The organism is Acidobacteriaceae bacterium (assembly GCA_028283655.1).
Lineage (GTDB): Bacteria > Acidobacteriota > Terriglobia > Terriglobales > Acidobacteriaceae > Granulicella.
Genome location: JAPWKE010000003.1, coordinates 1,687,336 through 1,709,157, shown reverse-complemented (window position 1 = coordinate 1,709,157; position 21,822 = coordinate 1,687,336). Strand labels below are relative to the sequence as shown.

Below are 21,822 nucleotides of genomic sequence, written 5' to 3'. Positions count from 1 at the left end.
GGGGATGAGAGTGGCCGACGTAATTGTCGGTGCAAGAGGATTGGGATGGAGAAGCAAAGACTATTGATTGTCGGATCGAGAGGATTCTTAGGGATGCATGCGGTGCATGCGGCTGAAGAAACTTTCGAGACTATCCGAGGAGACCGTATCCCTCTGACACAAGAAGCAAGTGTCGCGGTGGATATTGCAGATGCTGCCAGTGTGCGCCATGCCTTTGAGCGGGCGCGCCCTGATGCGGTGCTATTGCTTGCTGCGATGTCCGACATTGATCGCTGTGAGTCCAATGCAGAACAGGCCTTCGCTACGAACGCGTATGGCGTTGAGCATGTTGCAAACGCCTGTGCGCGCTCAAACGCAAAGCTCTTGTTTACCTCGACAGCGGCTGTGTTCGATGGAAAGAAGCATGGCTATGTGGAAGAAGATGCTGTAAGCCCATTGAGCGTATACGGAGAGACGAAGGCTTGGGCCGAGAATGCGGTTACTTTGTTAGTGCCATCGGCGATCATTATCCGTTTTGCACTGGTACTTGGATTCGCGGGCCGAAGCGGAACGAATGCGATGTTGGATCGGCTCGTAGCGAAATGGAGCGTGGGAGAGGCTATTGCCTTTCCACGTCGTGAAGAGCGCAACCCTATCGATGCTGTCTCGCTTTCAAGGCTTATGGTGGATCTGCTCGCGAGGGAGGCGGTCAGCGGCCTCTATCACGTCGGTGCGGCGGACAGCATATCCCGCTATGAGCTAGGGAAACGTCTAGCGGCACGTGCAGGTTTCTCCACCGATCTTGCGCTCTCGCAGGACGAGCCTATCCCCGGACGCGCTCTACGTGGCGAAGACCACTTTCTACTCACCGACAAGCTTCGCAAACTTCTCAAAGTTGAAGCTCAACCTAGCAATCAGGTAATCGAAAGGTGTTTTGATGAAGCTGCCTCAGGCAATTAATGAACTCGAGTTTGGACATGGCTCTTTGTATGGACAAGAAGAGCGTGACGTACTGCTGGAAGTACTTCAGGCCGGTGCTCCTTCTTGTGGCCCATGGGTGAAGCGCTTCGAAGAAGAGTTCGCGAAATATAGTGGCGCCGTCTATGGTCTGGCTGTAACCTCAGGCACTACAGCCTTGCAGCTATCGATGATTGCCGCAGGCGTGGGGCCGGGTGACGAGGTTATCACGACACCGATTAGCTGGATTGCGACTGCAAACGCAGCGGCAGTTCTCGGCGCGAAGGTTGTGTTCGCGGACGTTGACCCGGTGACGCTCAATCTTAACCCGGCATCGGTGGAGCAGAAGATTACGTCGCGCACGAAGGCGATCGTTCCCGTGCATTTGTACGGTCAATGTGCGGATATGGACGCCCTCAATGCGCTTGCAAAGCCTCGTGGCATTTACGTCGTTGAGGATGCTGCACACGCTGCAGGCGCGGACTACAAGGGACGCCGAGCGGGATCGCTCGGTGACATCGCAGTCTTCAGCTTTCATCAGCAGAAGAACATGGTGACGCTGGGCGAAGGCGGGTTGCTCACCACGAGCGACAAGAGCCTCTATGAAAATATGCTCTCGCATCGTTCGTTGTGCTGCCGTACCTATGACCCTAAGGGCAAGTACTTGCCGCTGGATGAATCCGTACTTCCGATGGGCAAGAGGTATTGGTATCTCGACTTCGACGAAATTGGATTCAACTATCGAATGACGGATGCTCAAGCGGCGGTGGGTGTGGTGCAGCTTGGCAAACTGGATAGCTTTAATGCGCGGAGGATTGAGATTGCGGCGATGTATACCGAAGGTCTTCGCGGCATCAAGGGGCTGACGCTGCCTATCTCTTCGCCTGAAGACAAGCATGTCTTCCATGTGTATGCCGTACTGGTTGAGCCGGAGTTTGCGCTCTCCAAGGAAGACTTTATGTGGAATCTCTACACGAACAAGCGGATCAAAGCATGGTCACATTACATGCCCATCCATCTCACGACGGCGTATCGCAACCTTGGCCATGCGCCGGGAGAGTGCCCTGTGGCGGAGAAGCTATTTGAGAAGTATGTGAGTCTACCAATTCATCCCCGAATGTCGGATGAAGCTGTGCAGTACGTCGTCGACAGCGTGAAGGAGTTGGCATGAAGAAATTCAGCGTTGCCATCTCTGAGCAGCGAGGGGAGGGGAAGTACTTCTCCGCCGCTTCTCCGATTCACATGAGCCGCGCTCCGGGGCGACTCGACCTGATGGGAGGAAACGTTGACTACACCGGCGGCGTTGTTTTCCAAAGTACGATTCGCGAAGCAACATGGGCTGCAGCTCAGAAGCGCGATGACCGCAGGATCGTGTTGTGGAATCCGCAGGTGAAAGCAGAAGGTTGGATAGATCAGGTTGCGTTTGAGGTGGATGAAATCGCGAATGCAGAGGCCGTCAAGCGTCTCGTTGGGTCAAGCGAGGCGCTACGTTGGACATCGTATGTCCTCGGCGTCATCTATTTCTTGTGCAGTCGATATGCCGCGCAGGCAAATACGGGTATCTCTGTTTATCTTGCTTCCGAGGTTCCTCTGAATAAAGGTGTAAGCTCGTCGGCTGCTGTAGAGGTGGCAACGATGAAGGCGGCTGCTGCGTGCTATGGCATCGTCCTTGATGGGATCGATCTTGCAGAAGCCTGTCAGTGGGTTGAGAACGTTATCGCAGACTCTGCCTGCGGCATCATGGACCAGGCTGCATCTGTTTTGGGAGATGAAGGCTATGTTCTCCCGCTTCTTTGTCAGCCCTGCCTGCCGATGCCTTTGGTAAAGTTGTCCGATTCTCTGAAGTGTTGGGCAATCGATTCAGGCGTACGGCATGCTGTAACGGGCATTGAATATGAAGCCGCGCGTGCGGCAGCATTCGTCGGGTATCGCATGATCTGCGAATGGGAAGGCCTTTCCATCGTGTTGGACGATAGCGGTCGGGTTCCTAGATACATGGATTCACGATGGCAGGGCTATCTCTCGAACATTGCCCCGTCCGTTTTTCGCTCGAAATATGAGCAATGCCTTCCGGAGTATCTTTCTGGTGAAGAAATTCTCGCGATGGACAAGGTACATCCTGATCCATTCACTACGATCCGCCCGGGAGTGAAGTATAGGGTACGTTCTTGCACACGCTACGCCATCGAAGAAAATGAACGCATCAAGCTCTTCGTGGAGCTAGCGCGGGCATCTACGGATGAGTCTGGAGATAAGGCCTTTCGTCAGATGGGCGAGTTGATGTTCCAATCGCACTGGTCGTATACGGAGTGCGGTCTGGGATGCGAGGCGACCGACCAAATCATTCAGCTCGTACGCGAATACGCGGGCGATGGTGAACTCTACGGCGCCAAGATAACTGGCGGTGGAGCTGGAGGCACCGTCGCGATCTTAGGCTCCTCCAAAGGAGAGAGTGCTTTTCGCAAAGTAGTTGCAGAGTATGGCAAGCTGCGCTCCTTCGAGCCATATGTTTTTGAAGGAAGCAGCATGGGTGCCGATCGCTTTGGGACGAAGCTCTTCGAGGAGACCCTATGACGATGGCCGCAGTGGCAGCACCCGAGAGGCAGAAGACGATAGGGTATTTCTTTCTGCTCGCACTGGCTTCTCTTATTTGGTCGGGGCAAGGCATCGCGGTGAAATTTCTTGACCCGCATCTTGGACCGATTGCGATCACGTTTCTTCCGTTTTACGTCACGACGATCTTGCTTCTTCCGTTGCTGGTGATGCTGCGGCGCAAGAACTCCGGTTCGTCCGCTCCGACCCTCAAAGACTGGGGGCAGTTTGCCATCGCCGGCATCTGCGGGCAGATGCTCGCTCAGCTTGGTATGACGTGGGGAATCAGTCGATCGCTCGCTTCGAATGGTGCAATCCTCAACCTGCTGATTCCAGTCATCAGCGCTGTGTTGGCCTCTGTGATGTTGCGCGAGAAGTTGACGTTGCTGCGGACAGCTTCACTAGGGATTGGTCTGGTTGGCGTCGCATTCCTGTCTGTCGGAGACCTCCGCCAAGCGTCATTCGGGTCTATGCGATTTTTGACCGGGAACCTGCTGATCTTTGGAGGATGCCTCGGGTCATCGTTCTATAACGTGTATTGCAAAGGGTTGATGCAGCGCTTTCAGGAGATCGAAATTCTGATCTTCAGCTACATCACGGCATCGCTAGCGAGTGTCCCACTGTTGATTTGGGCAGAGCCATTTCACTTCGCGATGCTTCGCCAACTGGATGCGAAAGCTATTGCTGCATTCCTCTTTCTAGCGTTGCTGATGTACGGTGCCTCGATGCTACTTTTCTTCAAGGCTCTGCAGCATCTTGATGTGACAACCGCTTCGACGTCTCTCTACCTGGTTCCGGTCTTTGGAGTTGTGCTGGCTGCAACATTACTCGGAGAGAGAGTGAATCTCATTACTCTGGCGGGAGCCGCAATCGTACTTGCTTCGACACTTTTGGTGGTGCGTTATGACACGAGCTATTAAGTTCTTTGCTGTTTGGATTGCATGCGTCTTCGGCACATGTGTTTTAGTGGCGCAGCAATTTTCTGCAACGACTACTGTTGTGAACGCGCATGCGATCGCGGGGCGGCCGGTGCGATTGGATGCGCAGGGAAAGCTGTTGCCTTGGCCGATGCCTGACAATATCGGGTACTCGTACTCCTCGCATTTCTTATCGCAGTGGACGGTCGTATGGGATCAGTACAACCGTCAGCGTCTACCGTATTACTACTGTTGTTTCGACTTCGATCGCACGACGTTTGAGATGATGCCTGATCATCATTGGGCAAACTCGACCGGCTATCTGCGCGCAATGATGCAGGGCTTTGTCGAACGTCTCTACCCGTATACAGGCGATTCAAAAAACTTAGAGTTTTTGCAGAACTTCGTCGATTATGAACTCGAAAATGGCCTGACCCCGGAGGGGTATGCATGGTCTCGTGTTCCTTATGCGTCGGCAAACCCCGGCGCGAGTCGGTATAGCGGATGGAGCGAGCACGGAGAAGACTTCGTAGAGCCACATGTAGTCGGTGAGGACGGGTACGGATACCTGCGTTTGTACGAAATGACAGGCAATACGAAGTATCTACAGGCTGCGATCCGTTGTGCCGATGCGCTGGTCAAAAACTTCAAGCCAGGCGATGAGAAGAACTCGCCGTGGCCGTATCGGAGCTCTGCGCGAGACAACAGCGTCCAAGGCGGAAAAGGGCTCTCTGGATACTCCGCGAATGTTGTCGAGCCGATCATGCTTTTCGATGAGCTCATCCGCATTCATCAGGGAAACGTATCCTCATTCGCACGCGTGCGTGAAGGTGCGTGGTCCTGGTTGATGAAATATCCGATGCAGAACAATGTATGGCTCGGCTACTTTGAAGATGTTCAGGCTAGCTCGGGAAATATGAATCAGGTGATCCCGCTGGAGCTTGCGAGGTATCTTCTTCTGCATCCTGAGAAAGACCCAGAGTGGCGAGAGCATTCGCGGAAATTGATTGAGTGGGTTAAGACCACGCCAATGTGGCCAAAGTACATTGTGCACGGTGCTATGGTGACAACAGAACAGGGAAACGGGAAAGAGTATTGCTGCAATCCTCCGCCACAATGCTGTGACAGCCACAGTTCTCGACTGGCTGCCAGTGAAGCGATGTACTACGCGAAGACAGGGGATATGGCCTATAAAGAGGCTGCCTATCGCACCTACAACTTTGTGACGTATTTTCAGGGACTGTCGAAGAACGCTCACGCCCCCTTTGCCGATCAATGGTGGTTTACAGACGAATTTGCCGATGGTCCGCGTCGCATAATGGATGCCTTCTGGGCGATTCCTGAATGGGCTCCGGCAGATGAGTCTCATCTTCTCGGCTCGCTTTCACCCGTAACGAAGATCGCTTACCGTGCGGGTGCGGTTACCTACTCGACCTTCGATGAGGACTCGACTGATGTTTTGCGATTGAACTTCACACCTGACTCCATCACGGTTGGCGGCAAGCCGATTGCTGCGCGCAAGGACACTGCGGAGGAAGGGTACGTGTTCGATAAGACGAACCTGACTCTACGGATTCGCCACATACATTCAAGAGACATCGATATCGAGGGCAAGAGCGACCAGGTGCCCCCCATACTGATCACCTTTGATGATCCTCATCTCGCTGCGGGAACTCCGCTGGTGGGGCAGTATCCTTCGGGTGTAATCGATTGGGGTGCCGGCGAATGGAAAATGGATGTGCCGTATGGGAAGTTTGGCACGTTCAATTTATCCTTGGCCGATCCAGCGCGAATCCATGCTGAGTTTAGCTTCTATGCTCCTCGGATCTTCCAGGGTGTGGACGTCTATAACGGTGGCGAAAAAGACGTCACTATAACTTTTCGCTCGCCGGAGATACGTGAGATCCACTTCGTTGTACATGCCCATGAGCTACGCCGATTGCGAACTGGATGGCGCGATGCAAGCTCGAAGGTATCGGTAGAGTTGGAAGGCGGGACGGATATCCGTTTCGACAACTTGGCTTACACGCATCCTTAGCTCCAATGGCTATATGAAAGCCCTTACACTGCGTACGCGTCGGCTTGAAGTGTTTGAGCGTAAAGATGCGTGAGCCTCAACGTCTGTCAGGATGAACGATTGAAGTTTGATAGGTGAAATGAATTTTCTATTGAAATAATGATGCAAGGTGGAATATAAACGCATTATCCTGAGGGTTCTTTATGAAAGAAGTTGAGCAATGAGCGTCTGGACCAGACGACGATTTCTAGAAGCCGCAACCGTATCTGCGGCCACCCTCTCAACTTCATCGCGGATAAAAGCGATGGCGCAGCAAATCCCTGTGCGATCGCAGAGCAGTTCGCCTGAGATTACGGCAGGGCACTATGTTCCTCTGATCGAAGAGAATCTCGCAAGGCCGCTGCGCTATACACCGCATGGAACTGCTGTTCTTATTCGCAACGGAAAACAGTTTTTTAATCGGCCTCTTTATGGGCCGAACATTCCATTTCGTTGTGATGGTGGTGATCTGCCAGAGTTCTCGCTCTACCTGCCAGGGCATGGAGGCAACCTTCGGCTAGGCTTCGCGGAGTCTGTTGGTGCTGGCCATAAATGGCTGCACGAGTTCGAGTCTGTTGTCTGTACTTACGAAGCTGGGCGTCTCGTGTATCGGCTAAGCGATCCGTTGTTGGGTTCCGATGCAGAGCTTCTACTCGAGGTGCTGACCGTTGGAGCGGCTGTGTGGCTGAGGATCGAGACGCAGCGCCCACGCCACAATTTGGATTTAGTGTGGGCGTTTGGTGGCGTAAGTGGGCGTAAGGGGAAGCGTAGCGGCGATATCGGCTGCGAAGTGGAGCCTGTGAACGAGTTCTTTCAGCTTCGCTCTGAAGAATGCCGCGGCAACGTTTGGACACTTCCGAGCGAGACTGTAAACGGCCGAGTAATCGCGCACGTCGATACCGCAAAGATTGCACTAGCTTTCGATGCTCCGGGGGCGAGTGTGCTGCAACTCGGAGCGGCGGAGTTCTGGAATCAAGGGTGGGACACACTGTGGGCGAAGGGCAACGGCGATGGTCGGCTTCCCGTGTTGTTGGGCCGGTGTCCTCTCTTCGAGGCGAACAAGGTCTTCCGTATCACGGTGCTAAATGGGGCGGTGCAGCCTCTTTTGAAGCCCTCTTCTGATCCCATGATGGATGATCGGCTTGACGAAATCTTCAGGGCGCGCCGAGATGAGCTGAAGGGGATTGCTGAGCGCGTGTCATGGTCAACACCTGATTCGTTTCTCGATGGAGTATCAGGGGCGCTAGGTATTGCTGCGGATGCTCTATGGGATGAGCACCAGGGCTGCGTGATGCACGGTGCGGTTGCGTGGCGGCAAGCTCTGGCTGGTTGGCGTGGGCCGTATGCGCTGGATGTCATGGGACATCATGATCGAATGCGACAGCATCTGCGGCACTGGATCGCGAAGCAGAATATTTCGTCGGTTGACAATGGTAGCGGTGGCGTGACCTCGCTACATGGTTTTACGGCGATCCGTGAGGCTGAAGGAACCCCGGACTCTCGCTCAGGACATACACGCTCGGAAGATCTGTTGCATTCCAATGGTGACTTGAGCCACAACCACTACGACATGAACCTTGTGTTCTTCGATGCGTTGCTGCGGCATCTTTGCTGGACCGGAGATATGGAGTTTGCACGCGAAGCATGGCCTGCGCTGGAACGACATGCTGCCTGGGAGCGCCGCTTGTTTCGTCGTGAGTATGGAGCCGAGGGTGCGACGCTTCCGCTCTATGAGGCGTACGCGGCGATTTGGGCCAGCGACAATCTTCAGTACAACGGCGGCGGGGCAACGCATAGTTCCGCCTACAGCGTGTATTTGAATCGCCGCATGGCTGAGTTAGGACGTCTGTTGCAAGTTGCTCCTGAAGTGATCGCAGCCTATGAAGCCGAGGCCGATGCGATTGAGCATGCAATGCAGAAGCTTCTTTGGATGGAAGATCGCGGAGCTTTCGCGGAGAGCATTGAATGGTTCGGCGAGCGGAAACTGGCGGTCAATCCTGCTGTCTGGACTATGTATCAAGCGATTGATAGTGAAGTGGGCAATCGCAAGCAGCAGTGGCAAATGGCTGCGGAGCGGCTTCGTGCTCTGCGCAAAATTCCGATCGTTGGGGAAGGGGTTCCAAAGGACGCAGGCTGGCAGATTGCATGCTCTGACTGGCAACCCTATGTTTGGTCGCTCACCTTGTTGGTGCTGGCAGAAAACCTTGCGACGGCCTTAGCACTGTTTCAGGCAGGGCTGGGGCAAATGGGGTATGAGTTGCTTCGCGGAAGCTTGATCGATGCGGGATACCGCGGGCTATGTCCTGGAAACTTCCCGATGTCACTGCAGCTCGATCCTCACCGGCAGGAGTCTCAGCGGGACTTCGGTGACCCTATTGGGTGTGCCGCACGAGCCATCGTAGAAGGTCTATGGGGAGTGCGACCTGATCTGCTGGGTGGACGGTTGAGACTTGTTCCGCAGTTGCCGCCGGATTGGGAAGAAGCTGCGCTTCAGCATCCGGAGTTTCTTGTTACATACAAGCGCCGTGGTGGTGCAGAGAGCTGGTATGTCGAACCGCGGTTTGCGAAGTCATTGAACCTCTCACTAGAGCTGCCTGCTCGCACCGTGGATCTACCCTCTTTGACGATCAATGGTCAGAAGCATGACGCTCATTTTGTGCCCGATGCTGTAGGGACTCCCCGATTGCAAGTAGAGGTGGAAGCTGCTGGGCCATGGGCGATTGAGTTGCAGTGGCACGGGAAGCAGATCGTTCGTGCGTCGGAGGTCTTGCACTGCGTCAAGGGACAAGCTATTCAATGGCCTGAGGGCATTCAGCATGATCATATTGATGACCCGCAACATTGCTTGAGCGATGGTCGCGGCTCAACGCCTGGGGAATTCTGTGTCTTTGCTTTGCAGGCGCGAGGTGCTGCTCGCTATTGGTTGCCCATTGAGCTTCAGATCGAGGAAGAGGCTCCAATTGCCGGTGGTTCTGAAAGAAAAATTCAAGGAACACGCTTTGAGTCTGTTGATATAGGAGACCTCTTCTCTGGATCAGCGCGGGAGATCTTCACCCGAAATTATCAGCAACCACGCTCGAAGTTTTGCTCCTTAAGCCTGCCAGACACGCTGCTTGGTGGGTGGGCGAACTTCGACGCGAAAGCATGGGTTGATGACAGCGGTTTGAGGAACTCTGGTGGCCATGTCGCGATACCGAACGGTGTGTTCTTCTCGACACCCGGGGATCGGATGGCGAAGAACTGTTGTTTTGTGTCCCAGTGGTCGATGGATCGCAAGAGCGTGCAGTTCTCTCTTCGAGGGCGAGCCTCGAAGCTGCATCTTTTGCTGATGGGGACGACATTTCCTCAGGCGACAGGGGCAAGCCATGCACGGATCGGTGTGTCTTACCGCGTGGGTGAACCTATCTCGAAGAGCTTGCGAAGCCCAGAGTCGTGGTGGCCCGTTGAGCAGGACTACGAGCTGGATGATTATGTTTTCCGAATCGGTAAGGGAGAACTGCCGTGGCGAGTTGATCTCTATACCGGGCAGGTACGAAAGCTCGCACGAGACACACTGCGGGGGCGTGGTGGCCAGATTCGCGGTGGGGCGGCCTTCACCGTAGAGGTCGATCTAGATCCTCACCGAGAGCTTGAGAAATGTGAGATTTCCTGCGAGTTGTACGGTGTGGTGCTTGGTTTGCTAGCCGTCACACTGGAACGAGGATAGCTGTATGTTTCGGCGCCAGAGGCAGTTGCGTACTGCTCTCTGGCTGTTTTACGTCTGAAGAAAGAGTTTTATAAATAAATTGACTTTTGCATATCTGGCGAAATAGAGTGTCCGGCGTTGAAATAAATCCTCTATAGGAATAGCCGAACGCATGAAGACGTTGCAGAAGCACCTCAGAGCACTTTTTTGCATTTCCTTTGCTTTTTCAGTGGCGTGGATGATCTTTGCGGTCCGCTCGATGGACGCGCAGATCACCGGACAAGGTGCCATCTCTGGCACCGTTTTGGACCCCGATGGAGCAAGCGTTCCGCGAGCTAAGGTGGACGTGACGAACACGTCTACCAACGTCGTGATATCGCGCAACTCGACCAGCTCGGGATACTACGTTGTGTCTCCGTTGCCACCAGGGAAGTACACGGTGACGGTGACGGTAGAGGGCTTCTCGCAGCTGGTGCAGGAGAATGTCAGCGTCGACGCGCTGCAGACGACGACGTTCAATCCGAAACTGGCTTTGGGTAAGGTCAGCGATACGGTGACTGTCACGACGGCTCCGCCGGCTTTGCAGACGGCAAATGCCGTGCTTGGCGGAACAATTGAAAATGATGTTTATTCTGAGCTTCCTGTAACGATGACAAGCTCCAATCCGCGTGATCCGACTGCGTTTGCTTCCTTGCTTCCAGGCACAACGCCAGGCGGTCGCTCCGGCACGTTTGACGGAACGGGCGCAGGTAATACGAATGAGCTTTACATGGAAGGTGTGCCGCTCACGACAGTGGATTCACAGGGCGATAGCCGCAAGCTTGAGAACCTATCGATTGAATCGGTGGATCAAACGCAGATTCAAACAAGCGGAAGCTCGGCTCAGTTCCAGGGCATGGGTGTTGAGAATTTCTCCATCAAGCAGGGCACGAACCAATTCCACGGTAATGCCTATATTTTCTTTAAAAACACGATTTTGGATTCGTGGGGCTTCTTTCAGAAGTCTGCCCTACAGCCGAATGCTCAAGGCCAAATGGTACCCAGTCCGAAGACGCCAGAGAACCAGAATGAAATATCTGTATCACTCGGTGGCCCCGTCCTCAAGAACAAGCTTTTCTTTTTTGGTAATTACGACCGCTATCACTACCGCTCGGTGACGAATCCTACTCTGCAAACCATCCCTACGATGCGCATGCGCCAGGGGGACTTCTCAGAAATGGGAGCTGCGGGCTATCACATCTATGATCCAACGACGCAGACGGCCTGCACTGCCGCGAACAATGGCGTAGCTTGCGCGACACCGTTTTCTTATAACGGTGTCGCCGATGTGATTGACCCGTCAAAGATCTCACCGATTGCCAAGGCTTGGGCGGCAAATCTTCCTGCAGTGACTTCATCGGGGATTACAAATAACTATCTGTCCGGTCGTAAGGTGGGAAATGACAACTGGGCCTATACGGGACGTGTGGATTACACGATCAGCGATAGACAGCAGCTCGCCTTCATTTCAAATGGTGGTACGCATCTCTTCTCCCCTTATGACTACGGTGCGACTTCGGTCCTTCCGTATCCCTATACGAATGGCACCGATGTCAATGAGAAGACCTCGAATGACATCGTGAAGCATACCTACACGTTCACGCCGCATGTTGTGAACCAGGCACGTATGGGCTACGCGCGCTTCTGGACAACAGTGGGGAATAAGACACTTGGTGATCCGACATTTACGGCGACCGCGTTAGGCATAGGCAATCTCCCTCAGGGACTAGCCGGCAATACGACGCCGGCAGCGTCATTTTCCGGTGGTATCAACACGCCGGAGGCCTTTGCGGCTCCAACGCAGTATCACGAAGCGGTAAACACCTATACCCTTGCCGATGATCTGACATGGTCAAAGGGACATCACAACTTTACCTTTGGTGGAAATTTTCAGTTCCTTCAGTTCAACCAGTCTGCAGCCGACAGCCCCTCGAAGCCGATGAACTTCGCATTCACGAATACATCGACGGGAGGCTTTGACACGGATGGCAATATCGACACTGCTTCGGGGGCGTCGTACGCCAGCTTCCTGCTGGGCGCTGTAGGCTCAACGTCGGTATACATTCAGGACTTCTCCACTTTGGGTGCACGATACAAGGCGTTCTCGCCGTATGTCCAGGATGACTGGAAGGTGACCCAGAACCTGACGTTGAACCTGGGCCTTCGTTGGGACCTCTATACACCGTTCCGCGAAGTGAACAATCGTTGGTCGTTCTTCAACCCCAATGTTCGTAACCCTGCAACGGGCAATATGGGTGCTCTTTCTTATATTGGCAACGGCGCCGGGACGTGCAACTGCACTTCGCCAGTGAATACCTGGTATAAGAACTTTGGGCCTCGTGTCGGCTTTGCGTGGCAGGTGACTAGTCGCGATGTGGTGCGTGGTTCGTTCTCGATCATGTACTCGCATAACGGTGGTGTCGGTGGATCAAACGGTGGCAATTACAACGGCACGGGCCAGGTCGGCCTCACTGTAAGCACGGCATTCGCATCCAGCACGCAAGGCGAGCAGCCTGCCTTCTACCTGAACCCCAGCCTTGCCGCTCCTTATGCCAATAGCGGTCTGCCTGCATACAATTCTGTCATCAATCGGACTTCGACCGCGAACACCGGCAACTATGTAGGTGGGCCCACGGCTTCGAGTCTGGCCTATGCTGATCCGTATCTCTCCGGCCGCGCACCGTATACCGAAAGCTATAACTTCGGTATACAGCATCTGTTGGCTAAGGATACGACGATCAGCCTGGATTGGGTGGCTAACCAGTCGCACTTCCTTTACGCGCAGAGCCGGGGTGTTTGGGAGAATCAGCTGGCTCCGCAGTATCAGGTGCTGGGCTCGTTGCTGAAGCAGCTTCCCTCGGGCGTAGATACAAAAACAGGCCAAACGTATCTTGCTGAGGCACAAGCCAAGCTCCCTGGTATTGGCTTGCCTTACGGAAATTTTGGCGGAGCCCAGGGAACAATCGGTCAGATGCTGAAGCCGTTCCCGCAGTACTCCGCGCTGACCGACACCTGGGGAGACATCGGCAACGCAAACTATAACGCACTGCAAATCACGCTCAAGAATAAGAATTGGCATGGTCTCAACTACACGCTAAACTACACCTTTTCAAAGACAATCGATGATATCGCTGGCGTTCGCAGTGGCTATGCGATTCCGAACAATGTGATCGATGGAGGCGGAGGAACGACGCAAGCGAATCGCATCGATCGGTCCGTGAGTGCGGGCAACATCCCCAATCTTCTGCACATCTTTGGCACGTACACGATTCCTTACGGAACGATGGGGCATGCTGGATATCAGAATCATCTGACACGCGCACTCTTCGGCGGTTGGAATCTCTCGTATATCTTCTCGAAGACATCGGGTGCGCCGCTTTCGATCGCAGGCGTTGGTTGCCTCACTCCGGGAAGCTGCTACCCGAGCTATCAGCCCGGTTACACCGGAAATGTGCGCATCAATGGTGGCTTTAGCTCTGTTCATACAGTTAGCCAAGTAAAGTCGACCGTATTCCTTGATAAGAACGCCTTTGCCGGAAATCCCACCACTCAGGGCGGAAAACCTCAGATAGGAACTCCGGGAAACTACGGTTATAACTTTGGCAATGCTCCTCGCACGGCACCGTATGGACTTTACAACATCGGTACGTACAATCTGGATGCAGGAATCAAGCGAACGTTTCCGATCTATCGAGAGCTGAAATTCAGCATCCAAGGAGATTGCTTCAACGTGACCAACCATGTGCAGTTTGGGGGCCTCGGTACGTCTTTAGCGTCACCAACCGCCTTCGGTCTCTTTTCCAAGCAAAGCAACAGTGCTCGTGATTGGCAGCTTGCTGCGAAGTTCAACTTCTAACCATTCCTGCCTCACATTCACTGCTGGTACGCGGCCACCTGGTAAAACGGGTGGCCGCACTGTTTTGCCTGCTGGTAGCCGCATTCTGATGCCGTGATGAGCGTTCGGTCCAGAACTCAAGCCCCGTGTTTCGTGCAGATTGCCTTGAGCGGCCCGGAAATCGACCTGGAGAGGGCCTCGTGGAGTTGACACATGTTTCAATGGGAGATTAATTTCGATGGGCAATTAAATAGGCCCTTTTCTGGAGATCCAAATTATTATGGAAGCGAACGGATATTTACAGATGAAAAAGAAGCGCGGCGTGTCCTCGCAGCGAATTCTGAAATCTGTTGCTGTTTTTGCGCTGGTTCTGCCCAGCGTTCTGTCTGCGCAGGAGTTTCGTGGCGTTATTAGTGGCACGGTGGAGGATAGCAGCGGTGCTATTGTGCCCGGGGCTTCCGTCACGGTCATCGACATGGGGACTGGCGCGAAATACAAGACCCAGAGCAACGCCAGCGGCATTTATGATGCGACGTCGTTGGCGCCGGGCAAGTATCAAGTGCATGTGGAGGCACCTTCCTTCCGCGCGTATACGCGCAGCGGCATCACGATTCAGGCGGGCGATCATCCACAGATCGATGTCAAGCTCGATCTCGGCGCAGTGACGGACACTGTGACCGTTAACTCGGATGCGTCGATGATCGATGTGACGAACGCAGCGATCGGACAGAGCATTGGCACAAAGGAAGTGGAAGATCTTCCGCAAAACGGGCGTACGCCGGTCGTGCTCGCTACGTTGGCGCTGGGTGTATCGAACACTGCGCCTCCAGGTCAGGTGCGCCCGTTTGATAACGGCGGCGCGGCTTCGATCACAATTGCAGGTGCGAAGAACCAGACGACTGAGACGCTGCTTGACGGTTCGCCCGATACGGATAGTCAGTTGAAGGTGGCATACAGTCCTCCGCAGGATGTGGTGCAAGAGGTGAAGGTCTACGCGTTCCAAGCGGATGCAGCCTACGGCCACTCTGGTGGCGGCGTGGTGAATCAGATCACCAAAGGTGGAACGAATAAGCTCCACGGTTCGGTCTACGAATACAACCAGACCGCGGCTTATACCGCTAACAACTACTTCAGCAAGCGTACGAACACGGCGCGCCCGAACAATCACTATAACCAATACGGTCTTTCGATCGGTGGTCCGGTCTGGATCCCCAAGCTCTTTGATGGACGCGATAAGGTGTTCTTTGAGTTTGGTTATGAAGGCATCCGCGACTCGCAGCCAGCGGGTGGATATTTGCATGTTCCAACCGCAGCAGAGCGCACTGGTGATTTCTCAGATCTGGTCGCTGCAGGCGGAACTGGATACACAATCTATGATCCTTCCACGGCCGTGAACGTGGCTGGTGTTGTGCAGCGTACGGCATTTGCAGGCAACAAGCTGCCGACAGTGAACCCCATTGCCGCTAAGCTGCTGGGCTATTATCCGCTTCCTAACGTGGTCGGAGCTACGCCGCTTACGCTCAATAATTACTTCAGCAACTTCAACAGTACAGACACCTACGACAATCAGTTTGGCCGCATGGACTTCAACATTACGTCGCGCAACAAACTCTTCTTCGACATCCGTCATAATCACCGTGTGCAGAGCACCTCGGACTACTTCCACAATCTCGGGACCGGAGCACTGCTTGGACGCACGAACTGGGGCGCGGTGGTGGATGACGTTCACAGCTTCAACGCAACCACTGTTGCAAACGTTCGCTTCAACTGGACGCGCTACGCATCGCTGACCGGTGGCCCGTCACAGGGTGTTGACCCTGCAACGGTAGGCTACCCCGGAGTTTTGAGTACGGGCGCTAACATCGTTCAGATGCCTAGTGTGGTGATGAGCAGCACTTCTACGTGCAATTCTCCGGGCAAAGAGACAACCTATGCCTGCCTCTTTACGCCGAACAATACTCCCAACGCAAATTGGAATGACAGCTTCCATATTTATGGAAGCGTGAACAAAATCTTGCGAAGCCACGCACTGAAGTTTGGTGTTGACGCACGTGAGTACCGCATCGAGAACATTTCTTACGGATATCCAACGGGGCAGTACGTTTACGGTACAAACTTTACGCAATCTGCTAGCAACGGTACCGCTGCTCCTTTTGGTCAAGATCTTGCGGCGCTTGAGCTTGGGCTTCCGACCTCTGGAACTATCAATCGCAGCGTTTTTACTGCTACATGGAACCGTTACCTCGGTGTCTTTGCTCAGGACGATTGGCGTGTAAGCAAGACCTTAACGATCAATGCCGGTCTTCGCTTTGATCACGATTTCCCGATGTATGAGCGCCACAATCGTGCAATTCAGAGCTTCGACCCAACGCTCACAACGCCCCTCACTACGACTGCAGTTGCAAACTACAACGCGGCTCCGATTGCGCAGATTCCAGCCGGCCAGTTTGCCGTACCGGGTGGCGTGGTCTATGCGTCGAACTCGAACCGTGCGCTCTATCACACGGACTCGTATACCTTCAGTCCACGCATTGGTTTTGCGTGGACTCCGGATATGTATAACGGCAAGACGACAATCACCGGCGGCTTCGGCATCTTCGTCTTCCCCGTGCAGAACATTGCGACGATCAACAGCACAGGCTTTAGTCAAGCGACACCGCTGGTTGCCACGAACGACAACTATGTGACAGCTTCGGCTACTATCTCTAATCCGTTCCCGAACGGGCTTCTTCAGCCTGTCGGTTCGGCAGGAGGAGCCTCAACAAACCAGGGCCTCGCTACCTCGACCATCAATCAGCACCAGAGGAACGGCTACTCCGAACGGTGGGCTCTTTCTGTGCAGCAGCAGATCGACAATGACACAGTCTTCCAGCTTGCTTACATCGGAGCTCAGTATGCGAAGTTGCAGGTGAGCAGCCAGCCCATGAATCCCATCCCCGCACAGTACCTGAGCAAGAGCGCTGTGAGAGATGCGAGCGTTGTCTCGTTGCTGACGGGAACTGTGACCAACCCATTCCGCAACCTTCTCCCTGGCACGACGCTCAACAGCGCCACGGTGATGCGCGGGCAATTGCTGACCGCCTATCCTCAGTACCCGATTAGTGGTCTGGTACTGCAAAATATCCAGAATGGATCGCTCAGCTATAACAGCCTCAATGCTCGGATCCAGCATCGCTTATCGCATGGCTTTACGCTTATTGCGAACTACACCTGGTCGAAGACAATCGAACAGGACACGCGCTTGAACGACTCGGACGTGAAGTATGAGAAGCGTGTTGCGAGCTTCGATTATCCTCAGAAGGTCTCTCTGGCTGCGGTTTATACGCTACCGTTTTCTGCAATTGGCGGAGAAGGTTTCTCTGGACACCTCACTCATGCCATCCTTGGCGGGTGGGCGGTCAGCGGTATCTACACGAACCAGACAGGTGCTCCGCTGGCTTTTGGCAACCTGATTTATAAAGGTGGCAACCTTCAACTGGATCCACGGGAGACCAACAAGGCAGCGTTTGATACGACGCGATTTGATACAACCACCGCTGACCAGCCTTCCGCCTCGGTCAACGGGATCACTGTGCAGACGAACATACGCACCTTCCACTCAACGTTCTCGGCGTACAGAGCGGATCGCACGAACAATCTCGATACTTCGATTGCGCGGCAGTTCAAGTTCCGCAATCGTCTAACAGGGGAGCTTCGTGGTGAAGCTTTCAACACTCTCAACCGTGCGCAGTTTGGTGCACCGAATCTGAGCGCAACGGCCACAGCTTTCGGCCAAATCTCGACACAGGCGAATAACCCGAGAACCTTGCAAGTCTCGGCGCATATTCGTTTCTAACCAGCAGTTCGACGCAGCACTCTCTTTCCGAGGGTGCTGCGTCAAAAATGTTTGCGCCTTGCCACATTGGTATGGCGCAATCTTGTTAAAGATCGCATCAAGAAAGACTCTGAGGTTCGGACCCAATGATTCAGGCGCAGCGCAGCAATCGTAGAAAGTTTCTAAAGCTTGCAGGCGTAGGTGCTGCCGGAGCGATGTTGGCACCCGTGCATTCGCTGCTTGCCGAGCAGTACCGGCGTGTTTCTATTGCGGCGAAGGGAGCGGTTGGTGATGGTTCAACGCTGAACACTGCGAAGATTCAAGCTGCGATTGATGAGCTTGCACATTCTGGTGGTGGCACTCTTGTCATTCCGCAAGGTGTGTTCCTAAGCGGTGCGATTTTCTTGAAGCCAAAGGTTCATCTTTATCTTGAGCCGGGTGCTGTTCTCAAGGGATCAACGAATACGAGCGACTATCCGAAGCGCATGACGCGAGTAGAGGGGCACTTCGAAGAGTGGTTGCCCGCGCTACTTAATGCAGACGGATGCGATGGCTTGCGTGTTACCGGCTCAGGGACGTTGGACGGTAGTGGAGCGCCGTTCTGGAAGGCGTTCTGGGATGCTCGAGCGAAGGACAGCAAGACGAAGAATCTCGATGTGCCTCGACCGCGACTTGCGTTTATTGAGAATTCAAGAGATGTACAGCTTCGCGGCCTGACCTTCAAAGACTCTGGTTTCTGGAATCTGCATCTGTATCGTTGTCAGCAGGTGCTGGTGGAGAACATGAGCTTTGAGGTTCCAGATGGTCAGCGCTGCCCGTCAACGGATGGTACGGACATCGATAGCTGCCAACACGTCACCATTCGTGGATGCAGCTACCGCGTCGATGATGATTGCGTTTGCCTCAAGGGTTCGAAAGGGCCCGCTGCGATGGAGGATAAGGATAGCCCCGCAGTGGAACATATTCGCATTGAGAACTGCACGTACTATCGCGGCGGTGGCATCGTTACGTTGGGCAGCGAGGCAACAGTCGTTCGCGATGTTGTCGTAACGGGTTGTGTGATCAAGGGCAAGGTCAACGTGTTGCGTCTGAAGCTACGTCCTGACACTCCGCAACTCTACGAGAACGTTCACATGAGCGACATCACTCTGGAAGCGACTGGCGGCAAGATTATCTACTGCGCCCCGTGGAAGCAGTACTTCGATTTGAAAGGCGCTGCTCCTCCGAAGTCAATCGTTCGTAACATTACGTTGGAGAGCATCAAAGGGAAGGGCAATGCCTTCGGTGAGATTGTTGGCAATGCTGGACAGAGCTCTATTAGCGACATCACGTTTGCGAACATCAATGTGCAGCTTGTAGACCCCAAGCTTACGATTCAGAGTGAGACGCACGTGGTACTGAAGAATGTTGTGGTCAACGGGAAGCCGTACAACCTGTTGAATCAAAGCTGAACAACTCTAACGAATAATGCCGTGCTGCAAGCATTCGCTGATCTTCACTAAGAGATGCGAGACGAAGGGGGCGAACTGTAATGGTGGCGCGAAGCCGGACGGTCCATTGGTCTTTTCACTCAGCGTAATGAAAGCGGCTCTGGAGTTAGGAGAATCCTAATTACCAAAGCCGCTTTCATTATCTTCGTGAAACCAGATTATTTCATGCATCCATCAGCATGTGGTCGTATCGTTGCTTCTTCTAAAGAAGATCTTCGATGCGTATAGGCAAGTTCCGTACACGAGTACCTGTAGCATGGTGGACTGCATTTGCAATGGCCGCTGCGATACCCGCGAGGCCGATCTCTCCGACTCCACGTGCGCCAATCGCGTTAAGGTTGTAATCGGGATAGTTGAGAAACGTAACATCGATGTGCGGATGATCGGCGTTCGTTGCGACGATGTAATCAGCCAGGCTGCTATTTATGGGTGCACCGCTACGCTGGTCGTATTCGGTCGCTTCGAGCATGGCCATTCCGACTCCCATCACAACGGCGCCCTCGATCTGATTGCGGGCTGCCCGCGGGTTGATCATGCGTCCTGCATCGATGACTGTAACAACACGCGATACGCGCAGGCGAGCAATCTCAGGCTGCCACGTGACCTCAACGAACTGCGCACCGTAGCTATGGAAGGAGAGCTTTAGGTTCGGATCACCCATCGTTCCCTGCGACTTACCCTGACCTGCTATGGCCTTCACGTTCGCCATACGGATGATCTCGGCAATAGTGACGTGCGTGTCCGGTTGTCCAGTTAGTTGTACGCCGCGATTGGCGAACTCCAGTTCCTTTACGTCTTTGCCATGGAACGGAGATGCTGTGGCACTTGCCGCGGCTACCAGAAGTTGCTGTGTGGCTTTTTGTGCTGCGACGAGAACGGCTGGCGTGACCGATGCGGTGGCCCAGGAGCCTCCGCTGATGGGGCCCGGCGGCAAACTGGAGTCACCGAGTACAACATCGACCTTATTAATAGGAACGCCGGTCTCGTGAGAAACCATCTGAGCGATGACCGTGTACGTGCCGGTACCGATGTCCTGCGTACCGCAGGTTACGCGGGCGCTTCCATCCCCCAGGAGTTCGACGGTGGCTTCAGCCTCAGTACGAACGGCGATCCAGGTACAAGCGGCCATGCCCCAGCCGAGGACCATGCCGTCAGCATTCTTCATCGAGCCGATAGCCGCATTGCGCTTGGACCAGCCGAAACTCTCGGCACCTCTACTGATGCACTCCTGCAAGTGGCGGGAAGAGAACTGTTGCCCGGTGCTCTCATCCATCTGCGGCTCATTCATCTGCCGCAGCTTCACGGGATCCATCTTGAGTTTGATGGCAAGCTCATCCACGGCGGACTCCAGTGCGTAGAGGCCGGGTACGGCACCGGGACCGCGCATCGAGGTCGGTGTTCCGACATTCCGTCGAGCGAGCCCACCGCTGACGAGTACGTTCGGACAAGAGTAAAGAAAGCCCGTTGCCTCACCGCAACCTTCGTCGTAATCATCGAGGATGCTGGTGTGGTTTACATAGTCCTGCTCGATGGCGAGAAGCTTACCGCTGTTGTCTGCGACAAGTTGGATGCGCTGATCGATGGCCGGGCGATGTCCCACGCTCTGGAACATCATGGAGCGGGAGACGACAAGCTTTACTGGACGATTGAGATTGCGTGCGCAGGCGGCCGCGAGGGATGCATGAGGCCAGGGCCAGAGCTTGCCGCCGAAGCCTGAGCCCAGGAAGCGTGTGATGACCTGTACGTGCTCAGGAGGAACGCCAAGTTGCGCTGCCAGAACATCGCGGGAGTTCACGACGGCCTGCGTGGTCTCGTAGAGAGTGAATTTGCCGTTTTTGTATACAGCTACCGAGGCATGCAACTCGATCGGGTTATGCGTCTCGGCAGGTGTGGTGTAGACGGCGTCGTGCTTGATCGGTGCAGAAGCAATGGCTGTGGAGGTGTCTCCACGTTTGGTGACGTTCTTCTTTCCCTTTTTCTCGACATCACCCAGGAGATGATTGCTGGTGTTGTGCTGTGACTTTACATAGGTCACCTTGATCGCTTCGGCGGCGGCGCGTGCCTGCTCGACTGTTTGCGCCACGGCAACAGCAACGTATTGACCGTAGTAACGGACGGTCGTATCTTCAAGCGGTGGCCGCCTCTCGTCGAGGATCATGCTCATACCCGCAGCCGGTGGGGTGCGATAGAGCGGGCCGATATTGCCGTGGTGATATATGGCTAGAACACCCGGCATCTTCTCCGCAACGGACGTGTCCATGCTGCGGATCGTTCCACTACTGATGGTCGCTGTGGTCGGCCATGCAAAGACCAGCCTATCAAAGTGATGGTCGGACGAGTACATGGCAGCGCCAGTGGTTTTGAAAGGCCCATCGATGCGCGACTGCGGCTTACCGATGATATTGCTCTCGGTGACGTCTGCCTGCTTCGGTGCGTGCTGCTGGTCGAAAATCATCGT

Annotated in this window: 10 protein-coding genes; 9 read left to right on the top strand and 1 reads right to left on the bottom strand. The window is 54.3% G+C overall.

The annotated features are described in order from the left end of the window. The first annotated feature begins 45 nt into the window (after positions 1 to 45). The 9 genes from PW792_10025 to PW792_09985 all read left to right on the top strand — a co-directional run bounded on the left by PW792_10025 (position 46) and on the right by PW792_09985 (position 19,325). Positions 46 to 939, top strand: a complete 894-nt coding sequence (locus PW792_10025) for an NAD(P)-dependent oxidoreductase (protein MDE1162266.1) — start codon at positions 46 to 48, stop codon at positions 937 to 939. Then, complete coding sequence (locus PW792_10020) at positions 917 to 2,107, top strand: DegT/DnrJ/EryC1/StrS family aminotransferase (protein MDE1162265.1); 1,191 nt, start codon at positions 917 to 919, stop codon at positions 2,105 to 2,107. Before PW792_10025 ends, PW792_10020 begins: the two co-directional genes overlap by 23 nt. Next, entirely contained in the window at positions 2,104 to 3,510 is a 1,407-nt protein-coding gene (locus PW792_10015) for a galactokinase family protein (GenBank protein ID MDE1162264.1), read from the top strand. The genes PW792_10020 and PW792_10015 overlap by 4 nt, the downstream gene beginning before the upstream one ends. Then, positions 3,507 to 4,448, top strand: a complete 942-nt coding sequence (locus tag PW792_10010; protein ID MDE1162263.1) for a DMT family transporter — start codon at positions 3,507 to 3,509, stop codon at positions 4,446 to 4,448. The genes PW792_10015 and PW792_10010 overlap by 4 nt, the downstream gene beginning before the upstream one ends. Beyond that, the gene (locus tag PW792_10005; protein MDE1162262.1) at positions 4,432 to 6,483 is read left to right on the top strand and encodes a hypothetical protein; all 2,052 of its coding nucleotides are present in this window, start codon (positions 4,432 to 4,434) and stop codon (positions 6,481 to 6,483) included. Before PW792_10010 ends, PW792_10005 begins: the two co-directional genes overlap by 17 nt. Before the next feature lie 283 nt (positions 6,484 to 6,766). After that, complete coding sequence (locus tag PW792_10000; GenBank protein ID MDE1162261.1) at positions 6,767 to 10,207, top strand: DUF4450 domain-containing protein; 3,441 nt, start codon at positions 6,767 to 6,769, stop codon at positions 10,205 to 10,207. A 217-nt stretch (positions 10,208 to 10,424) separates the two neighbouring features. After that, positions 10,425 to 14,081, top strand: a complete 3,657-nt coding sequence (locus PW792_09995) for a TonB-dependent receptor (protein MDE1162260.1) — start codon at positions 10,425 to 10,427, stop codon at positions 14,079 to 14,081. 283 nt (positions 14,082 to 14,364) lie between these two features. Then, complete coding sequence (locus PW792_09990) at positions 14,365 to 17,895, top strand: carboxypeptidase regulatory-like domain-containing protein (protein ID MDE1162259.1); 3,531 nt, start codon at positions 14,365 to 14,367, stop codon at positions 17,893 to 17,895. Positions 17,896 to 18,020: 125 nt separating this feature from the next. Continuing rightward, a complete protein-coding gene (locus PW792_09985) occupies positions 18,021 to 19,325 on the top strand; it encodes a glycosyl hydrolase family 28 protein (protein ID MDE1162258.1) in 1,305 nt (434 codons plus the stop codon). Positions 19,326 to 19,566: 241 nt separating this feature from the next. Here the strand turns inward: PW792_09985 and PW792_09980 are convergent, their stop codons facing one another. Then, positions 19,567 to 21,819, bottom strand: a complete 2,253-nt coding sequence (locus tag PW792_09980) for a xanthine dehydrogenase family protein molybdopterin-binding subunit (protein MDE1162257.1) — start codon at positions 21,817 to 21,819, stop codon at positions 19,567 to 19,569. Between the last annotated feature and the right edge of the window lie 3 nt (positions 21,820 to 21,822).